Consider the following 21,222-nt stretch of genomic DNA (forward strand, 5'->3'; position numbering starts at 1 on the left):
GAGCACGGAGACCCTGATGTCCTCTTTTAACGATTTGATCAAGAACATCACCCCGGACATCTATCAGAGCCTGAAACTGGCGGTAGAGATCGGCAAATGGTCCGACGGCGGCAAACTCACCGCCGAGCAGCGCGAGCTGTCGTTGCAGGCGATGATCGCCTGGGAAATGCAGAACCTGCCCGAGGAAGAGCGCACCGGTTACATGGGCCCGCAGGAATGTGCGTCGAAGTCGATCGAAGTGCCGAACATCCTGTTCAAGTCGGACGCCCTCCATTGATCGAGCTCGGCCGCGGTGCAATCAGCAAAATGTCGGCGCGCCTGGACGGGCCGAACGTGCAGTACGCGTTTCGTCTGGATGACGTCGAGGTGCCGGTCAACCCGTTGATCGGCAGCACGGTGCGTCTGGAATACCTGGGGGCGATCCACTGCACCCATTGCGGGCGCAAGACCAAGACCAGTTTCAGTCAGGGTTACTGCTACCCGTGCATGACCAAACTGGCTCAGTGCGACATCTGCATCATGAGCCCGGAGCGCTGCCACTTCGAGGCCGGCACCTGCCGTGAGCCGGAGTGGGGCGAGAAATTCTGCATGACTGACCACGTCGTCTACCTGGCCAATTCGTCGGGGATCAAGGTCGGCATCACCCGCGCCACCCAGTTGCCGACCCGCTGGCTCGACCAGGGCGCCAGTCAGGCGCTGCCGATCATGCGCGTTTCGACGCGGCAGCAGTCGGGCTTCGTCGAAGACCTGTTCCGCAGCCAGGTGGCGGACAAGACCAACTGGCGCGCCTTGCTCAAGGGTGACGCGGCGGCGGTGGATCTGGCGCAGGTGCGCGATCAACTGTTCGAAAGCTGCGCCCCGGGCCTGCAAGGTTTGCAGGAGCGTTTCGGCCTCCAGGCCATTCAAACCATCGCCGATGTCGAGCCGCTGGAAATCCGCTACCCGGTCGAGCAGTACCCGGCCAAGATCGTCAGCTTCAACCTGGACAAGAACCCGATTGCCGAAGGCACGCTGCTGGGGATCAAGGGCCAGTACCTGATCTTCGACACCGGCGTGATCAACATTCGCAAGTACACGGCCTATCAGCTCGCCGTGCATCAATAAGGACTTCAGCATGCGCACCGAACAACCGAAGATGATTTACCTGAAGGACTATCAGGCGCCCGAGTACCTGATCGATGAAACACACCTGACCTTCGAGTTGTTCGAGGACCACAGTCTGGTCCACGCGCAACTGGTGATGCGCCGCAACCCGGCCCGTGGCCCGGGCCTGCCGCCGCTGGTGCTCGACGGCCAGCAGCTGGAACTGCTCTCGGTGACCCTGGCCGACCAGGAACTGAGCGCCGACGATTACCAGCTGACCGAGAACCACCTGACCCTGCAACCGGCCAGCGAAACCTTCACGGTCGACACCAGCGTCAGGATCCATCCGGAAACCAACACCGCACTGGAAGGCCTGTACAAGTCCGGCACGATGTTCTGCACCCAGTGCGAGGCTGAAGGTTTCCGCAAGATCACCTATTACCTCGACCGCCCGGACGTGATGAGCAAGTTCACCACCACCGTAGTGGCCGAGCAGCACAGCTATCCGGTGTTGCTGTCCAACGGCAACCCGATCGCCAGCGGCCCCGGCGAAGATGGCCGGCACTGGGCGACCTGGGAAGACCCGTTCATGAAACCGGCGTACCTGTTCGCGCTGGTGGCCGGGGACTTGTGGTGCGTTGAAGACTCCTTCACCACGATGGCCAATCGCAACGTGGCGCTGCGCATTTACGTCGAGCCGGAAAACATCGACAAGTGCCAGCACGCCATGAACAGCCTGAAGAAGTCGATGCGCTGGGACGAAGAGGTTTACGGTCGCGAGTACGATCTGGACATCTTCATGATCGTCGCCGTGAACGACTTCAACATGGGCGCCATGGAGAACAAGGGCCTCAACATCTTCAACTCCAGCGCCGTGCTGGCCCGCGCCGAAACCGCCACCGACGCCGCGCACCAGCGGGTCGAAGCGATCGTCGCCCACGAATACTTCCACAACTGGTCGGGCAACCGCGTGACCTGCCGCGACTGGTTCCAGCTGTCGCTCAAGGAAGGCTTCACGGTGTTCCGCGATGCCGGTTTCTCCTCTGACATGAATTCGGCCACGGTCAAGCGCATTCAGGACGTGGCGTACCTGCGTACCCACCAGTTCGCCGAAGACGCAGGTCCCATGGCCCACGCCGTGCGCCCGGACAGTTTCATCGAGATTTCCAACTTCTACACCCTGACCGTGTACGAAAAGGGCTCGGAAGTGGTCGGCATGATCCACACCCTGCTGGGCGCCGAAGGCTTCCGCAAGGGCAGCGACCTGTACTTCGAACGCCACGACGGTCAGGCCGTGACCTGCGATGACTTCATCAAGGCCATGGAAGATGCCAACGGCGTCGACCTGACCCAGTTCAAGCGCTGGTACAGCCAGGCGGGCACACCGCGTCTGGCGGTGAGCGAGTCTTACGACGCCGCTGCGAAAACCTACAGCCTGACCTTCCGCCAGAGCTGCCCGGAAACCCCGGACAAGGTTGAAAAGCTGCCGTTCGTGATTCCGGTGGAACTGGGCCTGCTCGACCGCCAGGGCAACGAGATTGCCCTGCGTCTGGCCGGCGAAGACTCGGCTCAAGGCACCACCCGGGTGATTTCGGTGACCGAAGCCGAGCAGACCTTCACCTTCGTCGACATCGCCGAACAACCGCTGCCGTCCTTGCTGCGTGGCTTCTCGGCGCCGGTGAAACTGAGCTTCCCGTATAACCGCGATCAGTTGATGTTCCTGATGCAACACGACACCGACGGTTTCAACCGCTGGGATGCCGGTCAGCAACTGTCGGTGCAGGTGCTGCAAGAGTTGATCGGCCAGCAGCAAAAGGGCGAAAGCCTGGTGCTCGACCCACGTCTGGTTTCCGCTTTGCGCACGGTGCTGTCGGACGAAACGCTGGATCAGGCGATGGTCGCGGAAATGCTCTCGCTGCCAAGCGAAGCGTACCTGACCGAAATCAGTGAAATCGCCGACGTGGACGCGATCCACACCGCCCGCGAATTCGCCCGTCAGCAACTGTCGGACAACCTGTTCGAGGCACTGTGGCTGCGTTATCAAGCCAACCGCGACCTGTCGAAGCAAACCCCGTATGTGGCCGAGGCCGAGCATTTCGCCCGTCGCGCGTTGCAGAACATCGCGCTGTCGTACCTGATGCTCAGCGGCAAGCCGCAAGTCCTGGCGGCAACCCTGGAACAGTTCGACACCTGCGACAACATGACCGAGCGCCTGACCGCGCTGGCGGTGCTGGTCAACTCGCCGTTCGACGAGCAGAAAGCCAAAGCCCTGGCCAGTTTCGCCGAGCACTTCAAGGACAATCCGCTGGTCATGGATCAGTGGTTCAGCGTGCAGGCCGGCAGCACCTTGCCGGGCGGTCTGGAGCGCGTGAAGGCGCTGATGCAGCACCCGGCGTTCAACATCAAGAACCCGAACAAGGTGCGTGCACTGGTCGGTGCGTTTGCCGGGCAGAACCTGATCAACTTCCACGCGGCGGATGGCTCGGGTTATCGCTTCCTGGCGGATCTGGTGATCGAGCTGAACGGCTTCAATCCGCAGATCGCCTCTCGCCAATTGGCGCCGCTGACGCGCTGGCGCAAGTACGACAGCGCTCGTCAGGCGCTGATGAAGGCGGAGCTGGAGCGGATTCTGGCTTCGGGGCAGCTGTCCAGCGATGTGTATGAAGTGGTCAGCAAAAGCCTTGCCTGAAGTCTTTTCAGGGCAATAAAAAACGCCGCTCGATGAGCGGCGTTTTTGTGGGTCGATGAAAAGCCCTTATTGGCGCAGATCAAACCGATCCAGATCCATCACCTTCGCCCAAGCTGCAACGAAGTCCGTGACGAACTGTTCCTTCGCATCGGAACTGGCGTATACCTCGGCCAGCGCCCGCAGCACCGAGTTGGAGCCGAACACCAGATCGACCCGGGTCGCCGTCCACTTCACGCTGCCGGTTTTACGGTCGCGGCCTTCGAACTCGGTTTTGGACGTTGGTTTCCATTCCACACCCATGTCCAGCAGATTGCGAAAGAAGTCGTTGGTCAAGGTGCCGGGTCTGTCGGTGAACACGCCGTGCTGGGTCTTGCCGACGTTGGTGTCCAGCACGCGCAGGCCGCCGATCAACACGGTCATTTCCGGCGCCGAAAGCGTCAGCAGTTGCGCCTTGTCGATCAGCAACGCTTCGGCCGGCACGCGATAAGTGCTGGCCGCGTAGTTGCGGAAGCCGTCGGTGTGCGGTTCAAGGAAGCCGAACGACTCGACATCGGTCTGCTCCTGAGTCGCATCGGTGCGCCCCGGGTTGAACGGCACGGTCACCGTGTGCCCGGCGTTTTGCGCCGCTTGTTCGACCCCGGCATTACCGGCCAGCACGATCAGGTCCGCCAGCGAGAGTTGCTTGCCTGCCGCCCCGGCGTTGAACTCGTTCTGAATGCCTTCGAGGACTTTCAATACCTTGTCCAGTTGCTCCGGCTGGTTGGCCTGCCAGAATTTCTGCGGTGCCAGACGCAGGCGCCCGCCATTGGCGCCGCCGCGTTTGTCCGAACCCCGGAAGGTCGATGCGGCCGCCCAGGCAGTGGAAACCAGTTCCGAAACGGACAGCCCCGACGCCAGTACCTTGCCTTTCAGCGCCCTGATATCGCTGTCGTCCACCAGTGGATGCGTGGCCTCGGGAATCGGGTCTTGCCACAGCAGTTCTTCCTGGGGCAATTCCGGGCCGAGGTAGCGCGACAGCGGGCCCATGTCACGGTGAATCAGCTTGTACCAGGCGCGGGCGAAGGCGTCCGCCAGTTGATCGGGATTGGCCAGGAAGCGCCGCGAAATCTTCTCGTAGGCCGGGTCGAAACGCAGGGCCAGGTCGGAAGTGAGCATGGTCGGGTCGATGCGTTTGTTCGGGTCGTGGGCGTGCGGAATGGTGCCAGCGCCGGCGCCGTTTTTCGGTTTCCACTGATGGGCGCCGGCGGGGCTCTTGGTCAGTTCCCACTCGAAGCCGAACAGGTTTTCCAGGTAGTTGTTGCTCCACTTGGTCGGGGTGGTGGTCCAGGTCACTTCCAGGCCGCTGGTGATGGTATCGGCGCCTTTGCCGGTGCCGAAGCTGTTTTTCCAGCCCAGGCCTTGTTCTTCGAGGCCGGCGGCTTCCGGTTCCGGGCCGACGTTATCGGCGGGGCCTGCGCCGTGAGTCTTGCCGAAGGCGTGACCACCGGCGATCAGGGCGACGGTTTCCTCGTCGTTCATGGCCATGCGGCCGAAGGTTTCGCGGATGTCCTTGGCCGAGGCCACCGGGTCGGGATTGCCTTCGGGGCCTTCCGGGTTCACGTAGATCAGGCCCATCTGCACGGCGGCGAGCGGGTTCTCGAGATTGCGTTCGCCCTGATTGGTGCGGCTCTCTTCATTGCCGTGTTCGGCAGGTTCAGCCACCAGCGTGCCTTCGCCCGGCGGCTGCATGGATTCCGGATCCTTGCCGTAACGGTTGTCGCCGCCCAGCCATTTGTTTTCCGAGCCCCAGTACACGTCTTCGTCCGGTTCCCAGACGTCCGCGCGGCCACCGGAGAAACCGAAGGTCTTGAAGCCCATGGATTCCAGCGCGACGTTGCCGGTGAGAACGATCAGGTCGGCCCAGGAAATGTTGCGGCCATACTTTTGCTTGATCGGCCACAGCAGGCGGCGGGCCTTGTCGAGGCTGACGTTGTCCGGCCAGCTGTTGAGCGGGGCGAAGCGTTGCTGGCCGGAGCCGGCGCCACCCCGGCCGTCAGCGGTGCGATAGGTGCCGGCGCTGTGCCAGGCCATGCGGATGAAGAGCGGGCCGTAGTGGCCGAAGTCCGCTGGCCACCACTCCTGGGAGTCGGTCATCAGCGCCGTCAGATCGCGTTTGAGGGCCTGGAAATCAAGGCTTTTGAAAGCCTTGGCGTAGTCGAAGTCCTTGCCCATCGGATCGGATGCGGGCGAGTGCTGACTCAGGATTTTCAGGTTCAGTTGATTCGGCCACCAATCGCGGTTCGTCGTGCCACCGCCGGCGGCGTGATTGAACGGGCATTTCGATTCATTTGCCATGTTCGGGTCCTTATCAGGTCTTCTGCGGCCGGCTCGTGCCGACTTCGGAGTAGTAAGGCTAGACCCGACTCGGCGAGTCAGCTAATAGGCGAAGTATTGCTATCTGATAGAGCTGCTCTCTCACAAAAAACGATGAGTAATGATGATCGTGGTGGTTACTTCGAATAGTGATAAAAAACTGTCGTAAATGACAGTTGGGGCGTGCAGTCGTCAAGTGTAGGTTTGAGTTGTGAAAGATGTAAAAGCCCCTCCATCCTTAAAAAAGGAAGTTTGTATGAGCCAAAATGTATACGGACCCAGCACAGGTACTTTTGATGCCTATATCAACGGCGTGCCGTTTCTTAAGAGCGACTTGGTTAAATTTCACAAGTCAAACAATGGGGACATCATTCAAGGTTATGACAATAAAAATAATTTCATAGTTTTTTTTATTGGTCTATTAGCGGGAGGGCCGCATGAAGTGATGTATGACCCGAACTCACCGGTCGCATGGACCGTCCAAATCGACAATGAAATTTATGCTATCGAATCCGGGCATGTGATCGTAACTATTGACCAAGATCACGCTAGCGTAACGGGTACAGTCAATTTCGTTTTGCAGGGTAATAAAGGGACGGTGACCGGGGATTTTAATATTACAAACCGGGTGGTTTAACCCAATAAGAAGCCGATTCAGGCAGACAGTGTGGCGGCCGGTGCGCTTTACCATCCAGGAGCAGCCTTCGGGTCGCTCCTGCATTGTCCACGGCGATCAACTGGATTGCGCCGTCTCGTCAGCCGGCGTTTCATCCAGCATATCTTCCTGCCCCGGCAGTTCGGTGATCACGCTGAAGTCACTGACTTCCACCGCGCCCAGCCCATACCCCAACAAGTGGAACGAGAACGCCTTGCGCGGTTGCGGGTTGTCGAAGCTGAAGTCCATTTCCAGCGGCTGATCCGCCGTGGCGACCATCTCGGTCGGCAGGCCCAGTTGCACGTCCTGCTCGAACTCCTTGGCCTTGAGCTGAATGTACGCCGCCTGCTGCGGATCCACCGAACGCACGGTCAGGCGCACGCGGGTGTGGGAGCCCTTAGGCATTTCCAGGTATTGCGCGCCGATCAGGTTGTCGGCCCAGTCGTCCTTGATCTGCGCTTGCAGCGGGATGACGTTGGCGCTGCCGAACTGATAGCGCTGGTTGAGCGGGGTGCGCAGCAGCGACAGGTCCAGGGCGGAGGCGCGGGCGGCGATGTCCCGGGCATTCTGGCCGCTGGCGTTGCCCTTGAACGTGGCGCTTTCGGCGATGAATCCTTCACTGGCGTAATTGCGGCAACGGCGTGGCATGTCGCATTCGGTCAGGAGGCCGCGACCGTCGTGATAACGCAGCTTGCCGTTGGTGAACGACATGATTTCGCGGCCAGAATCGTAATCGCGAAACAGCGAGCGACCGCTGAGGGCGGAGGGTACCGGAAAGTCGAAGTAATCCAGAATCGACGCGCTCAGGTCGACGTGACCGTAGACCCCGGCGTTCAGGCGCGGCAGTTGCGCCTGCTCTGGCGCGAGGGTCAGGTTGAAGCCCCAGGACGACGCGAGACGGACGCCATCGATGCCGTGGGATTCGTCCGAGGTGATGACCACCAGCGTGTCTTTCAGCACGCCCTGGCGTTCGAGGCCACTGAGAAACTGTTCCAGCGCATCGTCCAGATAACCGACGGCGGCTTGCTTGGGTGTGTCGTAGCGTTGCAGGTATTCCTCCGGCGCGGAGTAGGGCTGGTGGGTGCCGACGGTCAGCAGCGTGAGCATCCACGGCTGTTTCTGCTTTTTCAGGTCGCCGACGTATTTCAGCGCGCCTTCGAAGAACGCCTTGTCATCCTTGCCCCACGGGAATTCCAGGTAGTTGGCGTTGGTGAACCATTCCAGGCCATGGGTCGCATCGAACCCGATGTGCGGCATGATCTTGTCTTTGGCCATAAACCGCAGCCCTGCGCCTTGCAGGTAGTGAGTGGCAAAACCGTGCTGACGCAACTGGGCCGGCAGGCAGGCCTGATTGCGCTCGTGCTGGGTCAGCATTTCCACGCCTTTGGGCGTGCCGTTGTCGAGCTTGTCGTAATCGCCGCAGAGCATGGCGTACAGACCGCGAATGGTCTGGTGGGTGTGCAGCACGTAATCCGGGGTGTTCATGCCGCGCTCGGCCCAGCGGCTGAGGTTAGGCATCAGGTCTTCCTGATAATGGCTGCCAATGGCCTGGCGATTGGCGCCGATGTAGGCGCCGGGAATGCCTTCGAGCGCGACGATCAGGACATTGCGCGCCTGGCCCTTGGCCGCCAGCAGCGGATGACCGTTCAGATCGACATCGGTGAGGCCGGCCATCGGTGGGGGAGCAACCTGAGTGTCGCCGTCCAGCCATTCTTCGGCCTGCATCTGCATGTCGGCGACCTGCGCGGCGAGCAGTTGGTGCGGCAGGTTGTACAGACGCCATGGGTCGGCATCGCTCGGGTTCAGGTGCTGCGCCCCCCAGTACGCGCAGAACAGCAGCACCGGCGTCGCCCAGGCTGTGCGGGGCAGAGCGCGAACCGGTGTTGCACGTCGAGTCCAATGACTGAGCAGCCACAGGGCCAAGGCCACCAGCAGCGCAACCGCCACGCCGGGATGGGCGAAGCCGCCGCCGGTGGAGTTTTCCACGAACTGCGGGTCGATCAGGTAATGCAGGTCTGCCACGGTCGGCAGGCGGCCGACTGCGCTGACCAGTTCAGCGGTCGCCACCGCCAGCAATCCCCAGAACAGCAGCACCGGCAGCGCCAGCCACCAGGGACGGCGATGCAACAAAACCAACAGCAGACTGCCGATGGCCAGATCCGAGAGGTAACCGAACAAGCTCGACCAGCCGAGCGCCGCGCGAAGGCACACCGGCACGATCAGTACCATGAAAACCAGAGAAAGAAGGCGGGCATCCAGGCGCCGCAGCCGTTGAAAAAGAGCGCTCACAAAAAAAGACCTTCCAGCCATTAAACCGTCATAAAAGTGTGGGCGATGATACCAAGGGCGGGCTGTCTGATCGCCTTTTTAAACGGCTGGGTGATCTGGTTCCGGAGGGCGCTGTTAGCCACCCGGATGAGCTGGGGCCTTGATTGGCGACCGTCATGGCGGTTTTCCGGCCGGATTGCGGCGGCGGTTTTATTGTTTCAGGCTGTTTAAGCGGCATTCACCTGCGTGTGACATTGTTCCCTCAAAGCGGTCAGCGTAGAGGCGTCGGCGAGCAACGGGTTGCAGCGGAGTCGATGGCCAGGACGCGGACTTGCAAGCGTTTCTGCAAGGCAGACGTTCAGGTGATATCAATATGCGATAACGGTATTTAAAATTCGTTTTTTATAGCGATAGAGTCCCGCCTCACAGATTTTCCTGTAAATCACTGCGAGGTTGTCATGACCCTACCGTTCAAACGTTCTGCACTGACGCTGCTGGCGGCCTCGCTGGCCGGCGCGTTGCTCGGCAACACTGCGCAAGCCGAAGGCAAGATCAGCATCGCCCAGCAATTCGGCATCGGTTATCTGATTCTGGATGTGGTGCGCGATCAGCAATTGATCGAGAAACACGGCAAGGCTCAGGGTCTGGACATCAAGGTCGACTGGAACAGCATTTCCGGCGCCACCGCGATGAACGAAGCATTGCTCACCGGATCGCTGGACGTGGTCTCGGCGGGCGTGCCGCCGATGCTCACCGTATGGGATCGCACCAAGGGCAAGCAGAACGTCAAGGCCATCGCTTCGCTGGGCTCGATGCCCAACTACCTGCTGACCAATAACCCGAACGTGAAAACCCTCAAGGACTTCAGCGACAAGGATCGCATCGCCGTGCCGGCGGCGGGCGTGGGCTTCCAGTCACGCACGCTGCAGATCGAAACGGCCAAGGAATTCGGCAATGACCACTACAAGGAATTCGACGACATCTCCGTCAGCCTGCCGCACCCGGATGCCACGGCTGCACTGATCGCCGGCGGCTCGGAAATCAACGCGCACTTCTCCAGCCCGCCGTTTCAGTATCAGGCGTTGCAGAATCCCAACGTGCATAAAGTGTTGAGTTCCTACGATGTGCTCGGCGGTCAGGCCACGTTTAACGTGCTCTACACCACGGAAAAATTCCACGACGAAAACCCGAAAACCTACAAGGCCTTCTATGACGCCTTGGTCGAGGCCGAGAAGATCATCAAGGCCGATAAACCTGCGGCGGCTCAAGCCTACATTCGGGTTGAACAGTCGAAACTGCCGCTGGCGCTGGTTGAGAAAATCGTCACCGATCCGGAAATCGATTTCACCGTGGTGCCGCAACGCACCTTTATCTATGCAGAGAAATTGCAGGAGCTGGGCGTGCTGAAGAACAAGGCGGACAGCTGGAAGGATTATTTCTTTGAAGAGGCGCATGGCGGGGCGGGGAGTTGAGCTGCCGTGATTGCTGAACCATCCGCCCGTCCTCTTGCCGGATGAGCGCGCATCAGGTATGCCCGTACTCGAAAGCGACGCGCAATAACATCGAGGCCGAGGTGACGCTGGTTTGAAACAGCGCCGGCCTGCCGCATTGCGCGGGCAGGCCGGCTCGATCAGGCGATCAATGCATCTTGCTGTGATCGTGGCCTTCCATGGTCAGCGCCTTGACCGGCGCTTTCACTTCCACGGTTTCCTTTTCGCCCTTGGCGTTTTCGATAGTCAGGGTCAGCGGCACGCTGTCGCCTTCCTTCAACTGAGCGCTCAGGCCCATCAGCATCACATGGTAGCCATTCGGATCGAAGTTGACGGCCTTGCCCGCTGGCAGGTCGACCGATTTCACCGGGCCCATGCTCATCACGTCGTTCTTCATGGTCATCTCATGAATCTGTACGTCCTTGGCCGCCGGCGAAGCAACGCTGAGCAGCTTGCTGTCGCTGTCGGCGGTGACGGTCATGAATGCGCCGCTCGCCGACTGGTTCGGCACGGTCGCACGCACCCAGGCGTCGTCGACTTTGGTCTGCGCCGATACCTGGAAAGCCAGTCCCAGCAGGGACAGGCCCAGTGCGGCACGTTTGATGTGGTTCAGAAAAGGGTTCATCAGCAGACCTCCATGACGGTAAGCAAATCTTCCGTGCACTCTTGTGCAGAAAGCGATTGAGACAGGCCCACACGCAACGTGCCCCGGGTGTCGTAGACATAACTGGTGGCGGTGTGGGAAAGGGTATAGGTGTCGCCGGCCGGGACTTTTTCGTAGAACACGTCGAATTCCTTGGCCGTGGCCTTGGTTTCTTCGAGGGTGCCGTACAGCGCGACGAAGCTTGGATCGAAGGTCTTGACGTAGGCGTCGAGGATCTCCGGCGTGTCGCGTTCCGGGTCGAGGGTGATGAACACCACTTGCAGGATGTCGCCGTCCTTGCCCATCAGCTTCTTGATTTTCGCGGCGCGGGCCAGCGTCGTCGGGCAGATCGCCGGGCACTGGGTGAAACCGAAGAAGATCATCGGCATCAGGCCGCGAAAGCTCGACAGCGTCACGGTGTTGCCTTCGGTGTCTTTGAGCTTGAAGGTGCGTCCGAGGATCTTGTCGCTCAGATCCTTGCCGTACTTGTACGACAGTTCGCCGCGGGTGTCGCAACCGGCGAGCAGGCCGAGACCGAGCACGCCCATTCCCGCAAGCACCTTGCGGCGAGTCAACAAAGCCGTCATTTCATACCGCCCTTTGGAGCCCGCCAGTCGGCAGGACAGGCGGGCGGGTTAACCGTAAAAGCGGCGCATGATACCAAAATGATCCGGCAGGTCGGTTTTTGATCACCCGTCAATGTCGGAACGGGCGACAAAAGGTGTAAGAAAAAATGACTCAAGGTGCTGGCGGTGGCGACTCGACCGGGCTCCAGCCGCCGCCCAGCGCGGTGTACAGATTCACTTGTGCCACCAGTTGCGCCAACCGGTCGGTAATCAGCCCTTGCTGAGAACTGAACAACGAACGCTGGGCATCGAGGAACGTCAGGCTGCTGTCGACGCCGCTGCGATAGCGGTGCTGCGCCATGTCGTAATAATCCTGGGTCGCCTGCACCAGATCGCGCTGGGCCTGGAGTTGCTGTTCGTAGGTCTGGCGCGCCGCGAGGCCGTCGGACACTTCCTGGAATGCCGTCTGAATGGTCTTTTCGTACTCGGCGACGGTGATGTCTTTTTGCAGCTTCGCGTAATCCAGGCTGGCCCGCAGGCTGCCGGCGTTGAAAATCGGCAGGTTGATCTGCGGCTGGAACGTCCAGGCCCCGGAGCCGCCCTTGAACAGCCCGGACAGATCGCGGCTGGATGTCCCGGCATTGGCGGTCAGGCTGACACTCGGAAAAAACGCCGCCCGCGCTGCGCCGATGTTGGCATTGGCGGCGCGCAGCTTGTATTCGGCCTGGAGAATGTCCGGCCGGCGTTGCAGCAGATCCGAGGGCAATCCGGCCGGCACGGTTGCCACCAGATCACTGTCCAGCGGACGCGCCGGCAGGTGCTCGGGCACCGGCGCGCCCACCAGCAACGTCAGGCTGTTCAAGTCCTGGGCGACCTGGCGCTGATAACGGGCCAGGCTCGCGCGGGTGCTGTCGACACTGGTCTGCGCCTGAATCTGATCCAGCGCCGAGGACTTGCCGGCCTCGCGGTTGCGAGTGGTCAGGTGCAGGCTGCGCTCGTCGGCGGCCAACGTTTCCCGAGCCAGCGCCAACAACTCCTGATCGGCGCGCCAGGTCAGGTAGGCGTTGGCGACGTTGGCCACCAGCGTTAATTGCGCACTGCGCCGCGCCTCTTCGGTGGACAGCCAGGTCAGCAGCGCCTGCTCGCTGAGGCTGCGCACCCGGCCGAAAAAGTCCAGTTCATAGGCGCTGATGCCCAGATTCACCGAGTAGGTCGAGGTGATTGCCGCTTGGGTGCGAGTCACGCTGGACGGCAGCCGCTGACGCAGCTCGTTGGCGTTGGCCGACACCGCCGGCAGCAGGTCGGCGCGCTGGATGCGGTATTGCGCCTGAAACGCCTCGACATTCAGGGCAGCTACCCGCAGATCGCGATTGTTGACCAGCGCGCTTTCAATCAATTGCTGCAACGCCGGGTCATTGAACAGCGCGCGCCAGTCCTCGAGGCGCAGAGTGGCCGGGGATTGCGCGGCATACGCCGGACCTTGCGGATACTGCGCAGCGCTCGGCGATGCCGGTCGCTGGTAATCGGGAATCAACGTACAGCCGCCCAGTAGCAGCGCGGCGCACAGCAGGGAAATCGACAACCTGGACATCAAACAGCCTCGTTCATGAAAGAGCGGACGCCGGGCGCCCGAAATGAGAAACGCCGGATCAGGCCCCGGCCATCCATTTCGCCAGACCGTGTCGCCCGCTGACCCCAAGCTTGGCGGCCGCACGCTTGAGGTAGGTCTCGATCGAGCTGTTCTTGACCCGCAATTTTTCCGCCATCTGCGGCACGGTGCCGCCGGTCAGCAGACCCAGACAGACCTCTTTCTCACGCACCGACAAGGTGATGTCGCCCAGCGCCAGACGCTCGTCGAACACCTGTTGCAACGGCGTCTGGGGTTGATCGGCTTGTGGCGCGCGGAGTTGGCGGGCGGTGACTTGGCGACTGATGTGCGCGTGGCGTTCGATCAAGGGCAGCAGGGTGTCGGACAGGCGCTTGAGGAACGACAGTTCCGGCAGGGAAAACACCCGATGCGTGCGGGGGCGGTAGAACGAGATGACGCATCGGCGGTTGGACGAGCGCGATACCAGGTTGCATTGGTGGACACTGTGGTGCGGGTGTCGATGCTGGAGCGAGGCTTTCAGTTGAATCAACAGCGAGTCGTTCATTTCGATCATTTGCTGCAACAGCGGGTGGTCATCCGGGTGCTGCAACGGATCCGGGGGCGGAAAGGTGTCCGGCAAACCCGCACTGCCCAACGCCTTGATCTCGACCACGCTGGACTGCCGTTCGTCCAGGGTCCACTCACTGAGATGGACGCGGTTGACCGGAACGAGGCTGTCGACCAGCTGGAACATGTTCGAGGCAAAACGCTCGTTGCCGGTGCTGGCGATCAATTCCCCCAGCTGCCAGTAGAAGTGCGGATTTTCCATGTTGCGAAGACTGCCGGTCAGATTCATATCCTTGTCATCCTTGATTTAAAGCCATTGCCGAATCGTCTGCCGTGCATGCACCCGTGAAACACCCACCCCACCGTTTCTCCATGAAATCGATCTGGAGCGGGATTTAAGCCTATGCATTTGTCCTACGTCTGTAGGGGAAAACAGGGACACAAAATGCCACCATCTCCGAAAAAATGGCGTCACGTTTCTGTCAGATGAGTGTGTCAGTTCACGTCGTCCGTGACTGAACGGTCTAGTACGAACCCCGGAATCCGGGGCTCGTCCCGCCGCGCTCCGAGTTTGCGAGGCGCTACCCGATAGCAAAGTGTGGCGATTGTCCTACAGGATTTTCAGCTATTTCTTTCCGAACTTTTAGGGGAATCGCTGACTTCTGCGGCCTTGTTGCTTCGCAGAACTGTACAAAGTGAGGAGAGTTGTCCGGGTTTCACGTGTCACGCGGATTTCAGGGCCGATGCTTGAATACGCGCCAAATCACGTGAGATGGATCTTATGAACCAATTTGCTGCCGATGCGGCGGACGGTCTGTCCGCGACTTCCGAGGCGTTCCCGCTGACCACTGCCCAGCGCGACATCTGGCTCGATCAACTGCGTCAGGGGAGTTCGCCGATGTACAACATCGGTGGCTATGTCGAACTGACCGGCCCGCTGGATCCGGCGCTGATGCAGGCGGCGCTTGAAGGTCTCGTGGCCAGGCATGACGCCATGCGCACGATTCTGTTGCCGGGGGCCGGTGAGCATGGGCTGCCGTTGCAGTGTTTTGCCCCGGCCATGCCGGTGCCGATGCAGGTCCACGATTTTCGCCGCCATCCTGATCCACACGCCGATGCGCGCCAGCTGAGTCAGCAATGCATTGAGCAGCCGTTCCTGCTGGACGGCGGGCCGTTGTACCGGTTTTGTCTGATCTGGCTCGATGACGACTGTCACTGGCTCTCACTCCAGGCCCATCACCTGATCGTCGATGGCTGGGGGTTCGGCGAGATGCTCAAATCCCTCGACGAGATTTACAACGCGCTGGCGCTCGGACAGCAGCCGCCCGATTCGGCGCCGTCCTATGTCGATTTCATCCATGACGATGCGCGATATTTTCAGTCCCCCCGTTACGCCCGCGACCGTACGTATTGGCTGGACAAATACCAGCACCGGCCCGAGCCGCTGTTGTTGCCGCGTTATCAGGAACGCTTTGCCGACGCTGCCGCACCGACGCGGATTTTCTCGCAGGTGTTTCCGGCTCGCTTGCACGAGCGCATGAAGCAGGTGGCCCGGGAGTACGGCGCCTCGGCGTTTCATGTGCTGCTGGCAGCGATCCATGTGTATTTCAGCCGCAGCGCCCAGCGTGACGAATGGGTGGTGGGGGTGCCGCTGCTCAACCGCTCCGGCGCCCGGTTCAAATCAACCCTGGGGCTGTTCACCCAGGTCAGCGCGGTGCGCATGGGGTTTGGTCGCGAGTTGTCATTCAAGACGCTGGTCAAGGCGATTCACGACGAATTGAAAAAAGACTTCCGCCACCAGCGTTTTCCCTTGAGCGAGATGAACCGCGCCCTCGGCTTGCTGCGCGAGGATCGCTCGCAGCTGTTCGAAGTGACCGTGTCCTATGAGCGCGACGCCCATGAATATCGCTATGGCGAAGCACAGGGGCGAGTGGTCAAAGTGTCGAACCACGAAGAGGGTACGCCGCTGTCCGTGCACTTGCGCAGCAGCCGGGGCGACGACGAGGACAGTCTGTACATGGTGTACAACGAAGCCTACTTTGACGCCGATGAAATCGCGGCGCTGAGCGGGCGCTTGCTGTGGGTGCTGGAGCAGGGGCTTGAAGACCCGGCGCTGATGGTGGGTGATTTCAGCCTGAGCCTGCCGGCCGAATCGGCGCTCTTGCAGCAGTGGAACGACACGCGCGCGCAATACCCTCAAAACCTGACCATCCACCAGCGCGTCGAAGCGCAAGTGGCGACACGCCCGGATGCGGTAGCGGTCGAATTGCAGGGACAGCGGCTGACCTATGCCGAGCTGAACCGACAGGCCAACGCCCTGGCCCACCATTTGATCGGGCTTGGCGTACGACCCGACGCCCGCGTGGCGCTGGTCGCGCGCCGAGGGCTGGACACGCTGGTCGCGCTGCTGGCGATTCTCAAGTCCGGCGCCGGTTATGTGCCGGTCGATCCGGCTCATCCTGCGGAACGGCTGAGCTATTTATTGCGCGACAGTGCTCCGGCCGTGGTCCTGACCCAGCGCGATCTGCGCGAACGCTTGCCGGTGCTCGACGTGCCGGTGATTGAAATCGATTCGCGTGCCTGGCCGATCAACGATCTCAACCCTGATGTTTCGGGTCTGACCACCGAGCATCTGGCCTACGTGATCTACACCTCCGGCTCCACCGGCCAGCCCAAGGGCGTGATGGTCGAGCATCACACGTTATCGAATCTGGTCGACTGGCATTGCACGGCCTTCGACCTGAGCGCCGGTTGCCACACTTCAAGTCTCGCCGGCTTCGGCTTCGACGCCATGGCCTGGGAAGTCTGGCCCGCGCTGTGTGCCGGCGCGACCCTGCACCTGGCGCCGTCCCGTGATGGCGGCGAAGACATCGACGCGCTGCTCGACTGGTGGCGTGCGCAACCGCTGGACGTGAGTTTTCTGCCGACCCCGATTGCCGAGTACGCCTTCAGCCGTCACCTCGAACACCCCACCCTGCGCACACTGCTGATCGGCGGTGATCGACTGCGCCAGTTCAATCACCAGCAGACGTTCGCGGTGATCAACAACTACGGCCCGACCGAAGCGACGGTGGTCGCGACCTCGGGCCGAATCGAACCGGGCCGGGCGCTGCACATCGGCAAACCCGTGAGCAATGCCACGGCCTATCTGCTGGATGACCGGCAGCGTCCGGTGCCGATTGGCGTTCCCGGTGAGTTGTACGTCGGTGGCGCCGGCGTAGCGCGGGGTTACTTCAACCGCCCTGAGCTGACCGCCGAACGTTTCCTCGACGATCCATTCAGCCGCGAGCCCAACGCGCGGATGTACCGCACCGGCGACCTCGCACGCTGGCGCCCTGACGGCACTATCGAATACCTGGGCCGCAACGACGATCAGGTGAAAATCCGTGGCGTGCGCATCGAGCCCGGCGAAATCGAAGCGGCGTTGAGCAGCCATGAATCCGTGCGCGATGCGGTGGTGCAGGTGCGCGACGGACATTTGCTGGCCTGGTTCACCGAACGCCAGCCGCTGGATATCACGCAGCTGCATGCTCACCTCAAGACCCGTCTGCCCAGCGCGATGCTGCCATCGGCCTACGTGCGTTTGACGGCGTTGCCCCTGACGGCCAACGGCAAACTGGATCGTCAGGTGTTGCCGGCGCCGGGGCCGGAGGCGTTGATCCGCCGCGAATATGAAGCCCCGCAAGGCGACGTCGAAATCCTCCTGGCGCAGATCTGGGCCGAGGTGCTGCAAGTCGAAAAGGTCGGGCGTCACGATCACTTCTTTGAACTCGGCGGGCACTCGTTGCTGGCGGTCAATCTGATCGAACGCATGCGCCAGCTCGGCATGAGCAGCGATGTGCGCGTGCTGTTCGGCCAGCCGACATTGGCGGCACTGGCCGCGTCGGTGGGCAGTGGCCGCGAGGTCGAAGTGCCTGCCAACCGTATTCCGCCGGGTTGCACGCAGATCACCCCGGATCTGTTGCCGTTGGCAGAACTGGATCAGGCCACCCTCGACCGGATCATCGCCACGGTGCCGGGCGGAGCGGCCAACGTGCAGGATATTTATCCGTTGGCGCCGTTGCAGGAAGGCATTCTTTATCACCACATCACCGCCGCGCAGGGTGATCCGTACCTGCTGCAGTCGCAGCTGGCGTTCGACAGTGTCGAGCGGGTCGAGGCCTATGCGGCGGCGCTGCGTCAGGTCATGGCGCGCCACGATATCCTGCGTACCGCCGTGGTATGGGAAGGCTTGACCAACCCGGTGCAGGTGGTCTGGCGCGAAGCCGAACTCCCGGTACAGGAAATCACCCTCGATCCGGCCGAGGGCGATGTCCTCACTCAATTGCACGAGCGCTTCGATGCCCGGCGTTATCGCATCGACGTCAGTCAGGCGCCGCTGATCCGGCTGATGTATGCGCGCGACCCGGCTCATGGGCGGATCGTGGCAATTCTGTTGTTCCATCACCTGGCGCTGGATCACATCGCGCTGGAAGTCCTGCGCCATGAAATGCGCGCCCACCTGCTGGGGCTCAATGAACCGCTGTCGCCAGCGGTGCCGTATCGCAATTACGTGGCCCAGACCCGGCTTGGAGTCAGCGAACGGGAACATGAAGCGTTCTTCCGCGAGATGCTCGCCGACATCGACGAGCCGACCTTGCCGTTCGGTTTGCAGGATGTGCAGGGCGACGGGCGCGGCATCGATGAAGCCGTGCGCATGCTTGCGCCGGAACTGGATCGGCGTTTGCGCCTTCAGGCGCGGCAGGCAGGCGTCAGCGTGGCCAGCCTGATTCACCTGGCCTGGGCGCAGGTGCTGGCGGCGACCTCGGGGCAGGAGCACGTGGTGTTTGGCAGCGTTTTTATGGGCCGGATGCAAGGCGGCGAGGGCGCGGATCGGGCGCTGGGCGTGTTCATCAACACCTTGCCATTGCGGGTGGACATGGACCGGGGCGCGCGCGATGCGGTGCTGCTCACCCACGCCCGACTGACCGACTTGCTCGGGCACGAACATGCATCACTGGCGCTGGCCCAGCGTTGCAGCGGCGTTGCGTCACCGGCACCGCTGTTCAGTGCGTTGCTCAACTATCGGCACACCGACCTTGAGGCGCAGGAATCGGCGTCGGACCCAGCCTGGCAAGGCATCCAGACCGTGGACAACGAAGAGCGCACCAACTACCCGATGACCCTGAGCGTCGATGATCTGGGCAACGCCTTGCAGATCACCACGCGGACCCTGATCAGCATCGGTGCCCGGCGCATCGGCGACTACGTGCAGACCGCGTTGCAGGCACTGGTCGATACCCTTGAGCAGGCACCGCAACAGCCGCTGAATCGCTTGCCGATACTGCCGGCAGCAGAGCTTGAGCAACTGCTGGTCGAGTTCAATGCCAGCGAAGTCGATTGCCCGCTCGATCAGCCGCTTCAGGTGCTGTTCGAGCAACAAGTCCAGCGCAGGCCGGACGCCATCGCATTGCAGGCTGGCGAGCAACAACTGACCTATCGGCAACTGAACGAACAGGCCAACCGTCTGGCGCATCATCTACGCGAGCAAGGCGTGCAGCCCGATTCGCGGGTGGCGATCTGTGTCGAACGCAGCCTGGATCTGGTGATCGGCTTGCTCGGCATTCTCAAGGCCGGCGGCGCGTATGTGCCGCTGGACCCTGACTATCCGCTGGAACGCCTGCATTACATGTTGCAGGACAGCACGCCGGTTGCGGTGCTTGTACACGAAACCACCCGCAATCTGTTGGGCGAGCCGGGTGTGCCGGTCATCGATTTCGACCGCTGCACCTGTCAGGGCGCATCGACTGAAAACCTGCAAGTACCGGGTTTGAGCGCTTCAAACCTGGCCTACATGATCTACACCTCAGGCTCCACCGGCACGCCGAAGGGCGTGATGATCGAGCACCGAAGCGCCTGCAACATGGTGCACTGGGGCTCGCAGATCAGCCCGCCGACCGAGCACGGCGCGCTGTTGCAGAAAGCGCCGTTCAGCTTCGACAGTTCGGTGTGGGAGATTTTCTGGCCGCTGTGTTCCGGCCTGCGGCTGGTGCTGGCGCGTCCCGACGGCAACCGCGATTCGGCGTATGTGACCCAGGTGGTTCGCGAACGGCAGATCACCGTGGTCAAGTTCGTGCCGGCGCTGCTGCAACAGTTCATCGAACAGGAGGATGTCAGCCAGTGCACCAGTCTGACCGACGTGCTCAACGGTGGCGGCGAGCTGACCGCCGCACTGGCCCGGCGCGTCCGCGAGCGCCTGCCGTGGGTACGTCTGCATAACGTCTATGGCCCGACCGAAACCACGGTCGACAGCACCGGCTGGACGCTGGAGCCGGACCAACCGGTGCCGGAGGCCGTGGTGCCAATCGGCAAGGCCCTGAGCAACACCCGACTCTACGTGCTGGATGCCCACGATCAACCGGTGCCATTCGGTGTCAGCGGCCACCTGCACATCGGCGGGGTCGGGGTCGCGCGGGGGTATCTGGGCTTGCCGGACATGCAGGCCGAACGCTTCATCGACAGCCCGTTCGTGGCCGGTGATCGCCTGTACCGCACCGGCGATCTGGTGCGTTACCGGGCGGACGGCAACCTCGAATTCCTCGGGCGCAACGACTTCCAGATCAAGCTGCGCGGCCTGCGTCTGGAACCGGGGGAGATCGAGGCGCGACTGATCGACCATCCAGCAGTGCGTGAAGCGGTGGTGCTGGTGCGGGACGAGCGACTGGTGGCGTATTTCACCGTGCGTGAAGGCTTCGACGTGCCGCGCATCGAAACCTTGCGCGCCCATGTGCTCGAGCGTTTGCCGGAGTACATGGCGCCGGGCGCTTACGTGAAACTCGACGCGTTGCCCCTGACCCCCAACGACAAGGTCGACCGCAAAGCCTTGCCCGCACCGGGGGCTGAGGCGGTGCTCAGTCGCCGCTACGAGGCGCCCGAGGGCGAAGTCGAAATCCGGCTGGCGCAGATCTGGGCCGAAGTGCTGCAACTGGAGCAGGTCGGGCGTAACGACCACTTCTTTGAGCTGGGCGGGCATTCGTTGCTGGCGGTCAGTCTGGTGGCGCGCATGCGTCAGGCCGGGCTGCACGTCGATGCGCGGACGCTGTTCAGTCAGCCGACCCTGGCCGCGCTGGCGGCGCAGACCTCGGACCAGGCAAAGCAGCTGGAAGTCCCGCAAACCACCATACCAACGCTCAGCCGCAAACGCCGGCTCTGAGCCGACACCGGCGTCGATTCGCGGTTCCCGCGAATCGACGCCATGACTGGTCGGTCACGGGTCTTGTCCCCGCTTCCCATGTCAGACACCCAAGCCCCGATGTTTTAGCTTTTCCAGGCTGCGCGCCGC

12 protein-coding genes are annotated in these 21,222 nt (G+C 61.7%); 6 read left to right on the forward strand and 6 right to left on the reverse strand.

The genetic code is table 11. The annotated features are described in order from the left end of the window. The first annotated feature begins 16 nt into the window (after positions 1-16). The 3 genes from AWU82_RS10210 to pepN are packed head-to-tail and all read left to right on the forward strand — an operon-like array spanning position 17 to position 3,772. Positions 17-277 carry a YeaC family protein gene (locus tag AWU82_RS10210; protein ID WP_011333626.1) on the forward strand — a complete coding sequence of 87 codons (261 nt, stop codon included), beginning with the start codon at positions 17-19 and terminating at the stop codon, positions 275-277. Next, positions 274-1,104, forward strand: coding sequence for a DUF2797 domain-containing protein (locus tag AWU82_RS10215; protein WP_064382278.1), 831 nt, complete (start codon positions 274-276; stop codon positions 1,102-1,104). Before AWU82_RS10210 ends, AWU82_RS10215 begins: the two co-directional genes overlap by 4 nt. A 10-nt stretch (positions 1,105-1,114) precedes the next feature. After that, positions 1,115-3,772 carry an aminopeptidase N gene (gene pepN / locus AWU82_RS10220; protein ID WP_064382277.1) on the forward strand — a complete coding sequence of 886 codons (2,658 nt, stop codon included), beginning with the start codon at positions 1,115-1,117 and terminating at the stop codon, positions 3,770-3,772. 66 nt (positions 3,773-3,838) lie between these two features. Here pepN and katG read toward each other — a convergent pair whose 3' ends face one another. Further along, positions 3,839-6,106 carry a catalase/peroxidase HPI gene (gene katG / locus AWU82_RS10225; RefSeq protein WP_064382276.1) on the reverse strand — a complete coding sequence of 756 codons (2,268 nt, stop codon included), beginning with the start codon at positions 6,104-6,106 and terminating at the stop codon, positions 3,839-3,841. A gap of 274 nt (positions 6,107-6,380) precedes the next feature. Here katG and AWU82_RS10230 point away from each other — a divergent pair, with 274 nt between their 5' ends. Then, positions 6,381-6,761 (forward strand): hypothetical protein, encoded by a 381-nt coding sequence (locus tag AWU82_RS10230; RefSeq protein ID WP_064382275.1) that lies wholly within the window; start codon positions 6,381-6,383, stop codon positions 6,759-6,761. Positions 6,762-6,857: 96 nt separating this feature from the next. Here AWU82_RS10230 and AWU82_RS10235 read toward each other — a convergent pair whose 3' ends face one another. Continuing rightward, entirely contained in the window at positions 6,858-9,068 is a 2,211-nt protein-coding gene (locus tag AWU82_RS10235) for an LTA synthase family protein (RefSeq protein WP_064382274.1), read from the reverse strand. A gap of 437 nt (positions 9,069-9,505) precedes the next feature. Here AWU82_RS10235 and AWU82_RS10240 point away from each other — a divergent pair, with 437 nt between their 5' ends. Continuing rightward, positions 9,506-10,519 carry an ABC transporter substrate-binding protein gene (locus AWU82_RS10240; RefSeq protein ID WP_064382273.1) on the forward strand — a complete coding sequence of 338 codons (1,014 nt, stop codon included), beginning with the start codon at positions 9,506-9,508 and terminating at the stop codon, positions 10,517-10,519. Between the two features lie 166 nt (positions 10,520-10,685). On the opposite strand, the gene AWU82_RS10245 is transcribed toward AWU82_RS10240, so the two are convergent. The 4 genes from AWU82_RS10245 to AWU82_RS10260 form a co-directional block, all read right to left on the reverse strand. After that, entirely contained in the window at positions 10,686-11,162 is a 477-nt protein-coding gene (locus AWU82_RS10245; RefSeq protein WP_064382272.1) for a copper chaperone PCu(A)C, read from the reverse strand. Beyond that, the gene (locus tag AWU82_RS10250; RefSeq protein ID WP_039770777.1) at positions 11,162-11,767 is read right to left on the reverse strand and encodes an SCO family protein; all 606 of its coding nucleotides are present in this window, start codon (positions 11,765-11,767) and stop codon (positions 11,162-11,164) included. Before AWU82_RS10250 ends, AWU82_RS10245 begins: the two co-directional genes overlap by 1 nt. Positions 11,768-11,918: 151 nt before the next feature. Then, positions 11,919-13,337 (reverse strand): AdeC/AdeK/OprM family multidrug efflux complex outer membrane factor, encoded by a 1,419-nt coding sequence (adeC, locus tag AWU82_RS10255; RefSeq protein WP_064382271.1) that lies wholly within the window; start codon positions 13,335-13,337, stop codon positions 11,919-11,921. 58 nt (positions 13,338-13,395) lie between these two features. Further along, the gene (locus AWU82_RS10260) at positions 13,396-14,190 is read right to left on the reverse strand and encodes a helix-turn-helix transcriptional regulator (RefSeq protein WP_064382270.1); all 795 of its coding nucleotides are present in this window, start codon (positions 14,188-14,190) and stop codon (positions 13,396-13,398) included. 492 nt (positions 14,191-14,682) lie between these two features. Between AWU82_RS10260 and AWU82_RS10265 the strand changes: the two genes are divergently transcribed. After that, positions 14,683-21,093: a non-ribosomal peptide synthetase gene (locus tag AWU82_RS10265; protein ID WP_064382269.1), complete on the forward strand. Its 6,411-nt coding sequence runs from the start codon at positions 14,683-14,685 to the stop codon at positions 21,091-21,093. Positions 21,094-21,222 lie beyond the last annotated feature (129 nt).

Origin of the sequence: Pseudomonas glycinae (genome assembly GCF_001594225.2) — a bacterium.
Taxonomy (GTDB): Bacteria; Pseudomonadota; Gammaproteobacteria; order Pseudomonadales; family Pseudomonadaceae; genus Aquipseudomonas; species Aquipseudomonas glycinae.

Bases quoted from the DNA above. Each gene is read 5' to 3' on its own strand.
- AWU82_RS10210 (WP_011333626.1), top strand. From the start codon at position 17: ATGTCCTCTTTTAACGATTTGATCAAGAACATCACCCCGGACATCTAT.
- pepN (WP_064382277.1), top strand. From the start codon at position 1,115: ATGCGCACCGAACAACCGAAGATGATTTACCTGAAGGACTATCAGGCG.
- katG (WP_064382276.1), bottom strand. From the start codon at position 6,106: ATGGCAAATGAATCGAAATGCCCGTTCAATCACGCCGCCGGCGGTGGC.
- AWU82_RS10230 (WP_064382275.1), top strand. From the start codon at position 6,381: ATGAGCCAAAATGTATACGGACCCAGCACAGGTACTTTTGATGCCTAT.
- AWU82_RS10240 (WP_064382273.1), top strand. From the start codon at position 9,506: ATGACCCTACCGTTCAAACGTTCTGCACTGACGCTGCTGGCGGCCTCG.
- AWU82_RS10245 (WP_064382272.1), bottom strand. From the start codon at position 11,162: ATGAACCCTTTTCTGAACCACATCAAACGTGCCGCACTGGGCCTGTCC.
- AWU82_RS10250 (WP_039770777.1), bottom strand. From the start codon at position 11,767: ATGACGGCTTTGTTGACTCGCCGCAAGGTGCTTGCGGGAATGGGCGTG.
- adeC (WP_064382271.1), bottom strand. From the start codon at position 13,337: ATGTCCAGGTTGTCGATTTCCCTGCTGTGCGCCGCGCTGCTACTGGGC.
- AWU82_RS10260 (WP_064382270.1), bottom strand. From the start codon at position 14,190: ATGAATCTGACCGGCAGTCTTCGCAACATGGAAAATCCGCACTTCTAC.
- AWU82_RS10265 (WP_064382269.1), top strand. From the start codon at position 14,683: ATGAACCAATTTGCTGCCGATGCGGCGGACGGTCTGTCCGCGACTTCC.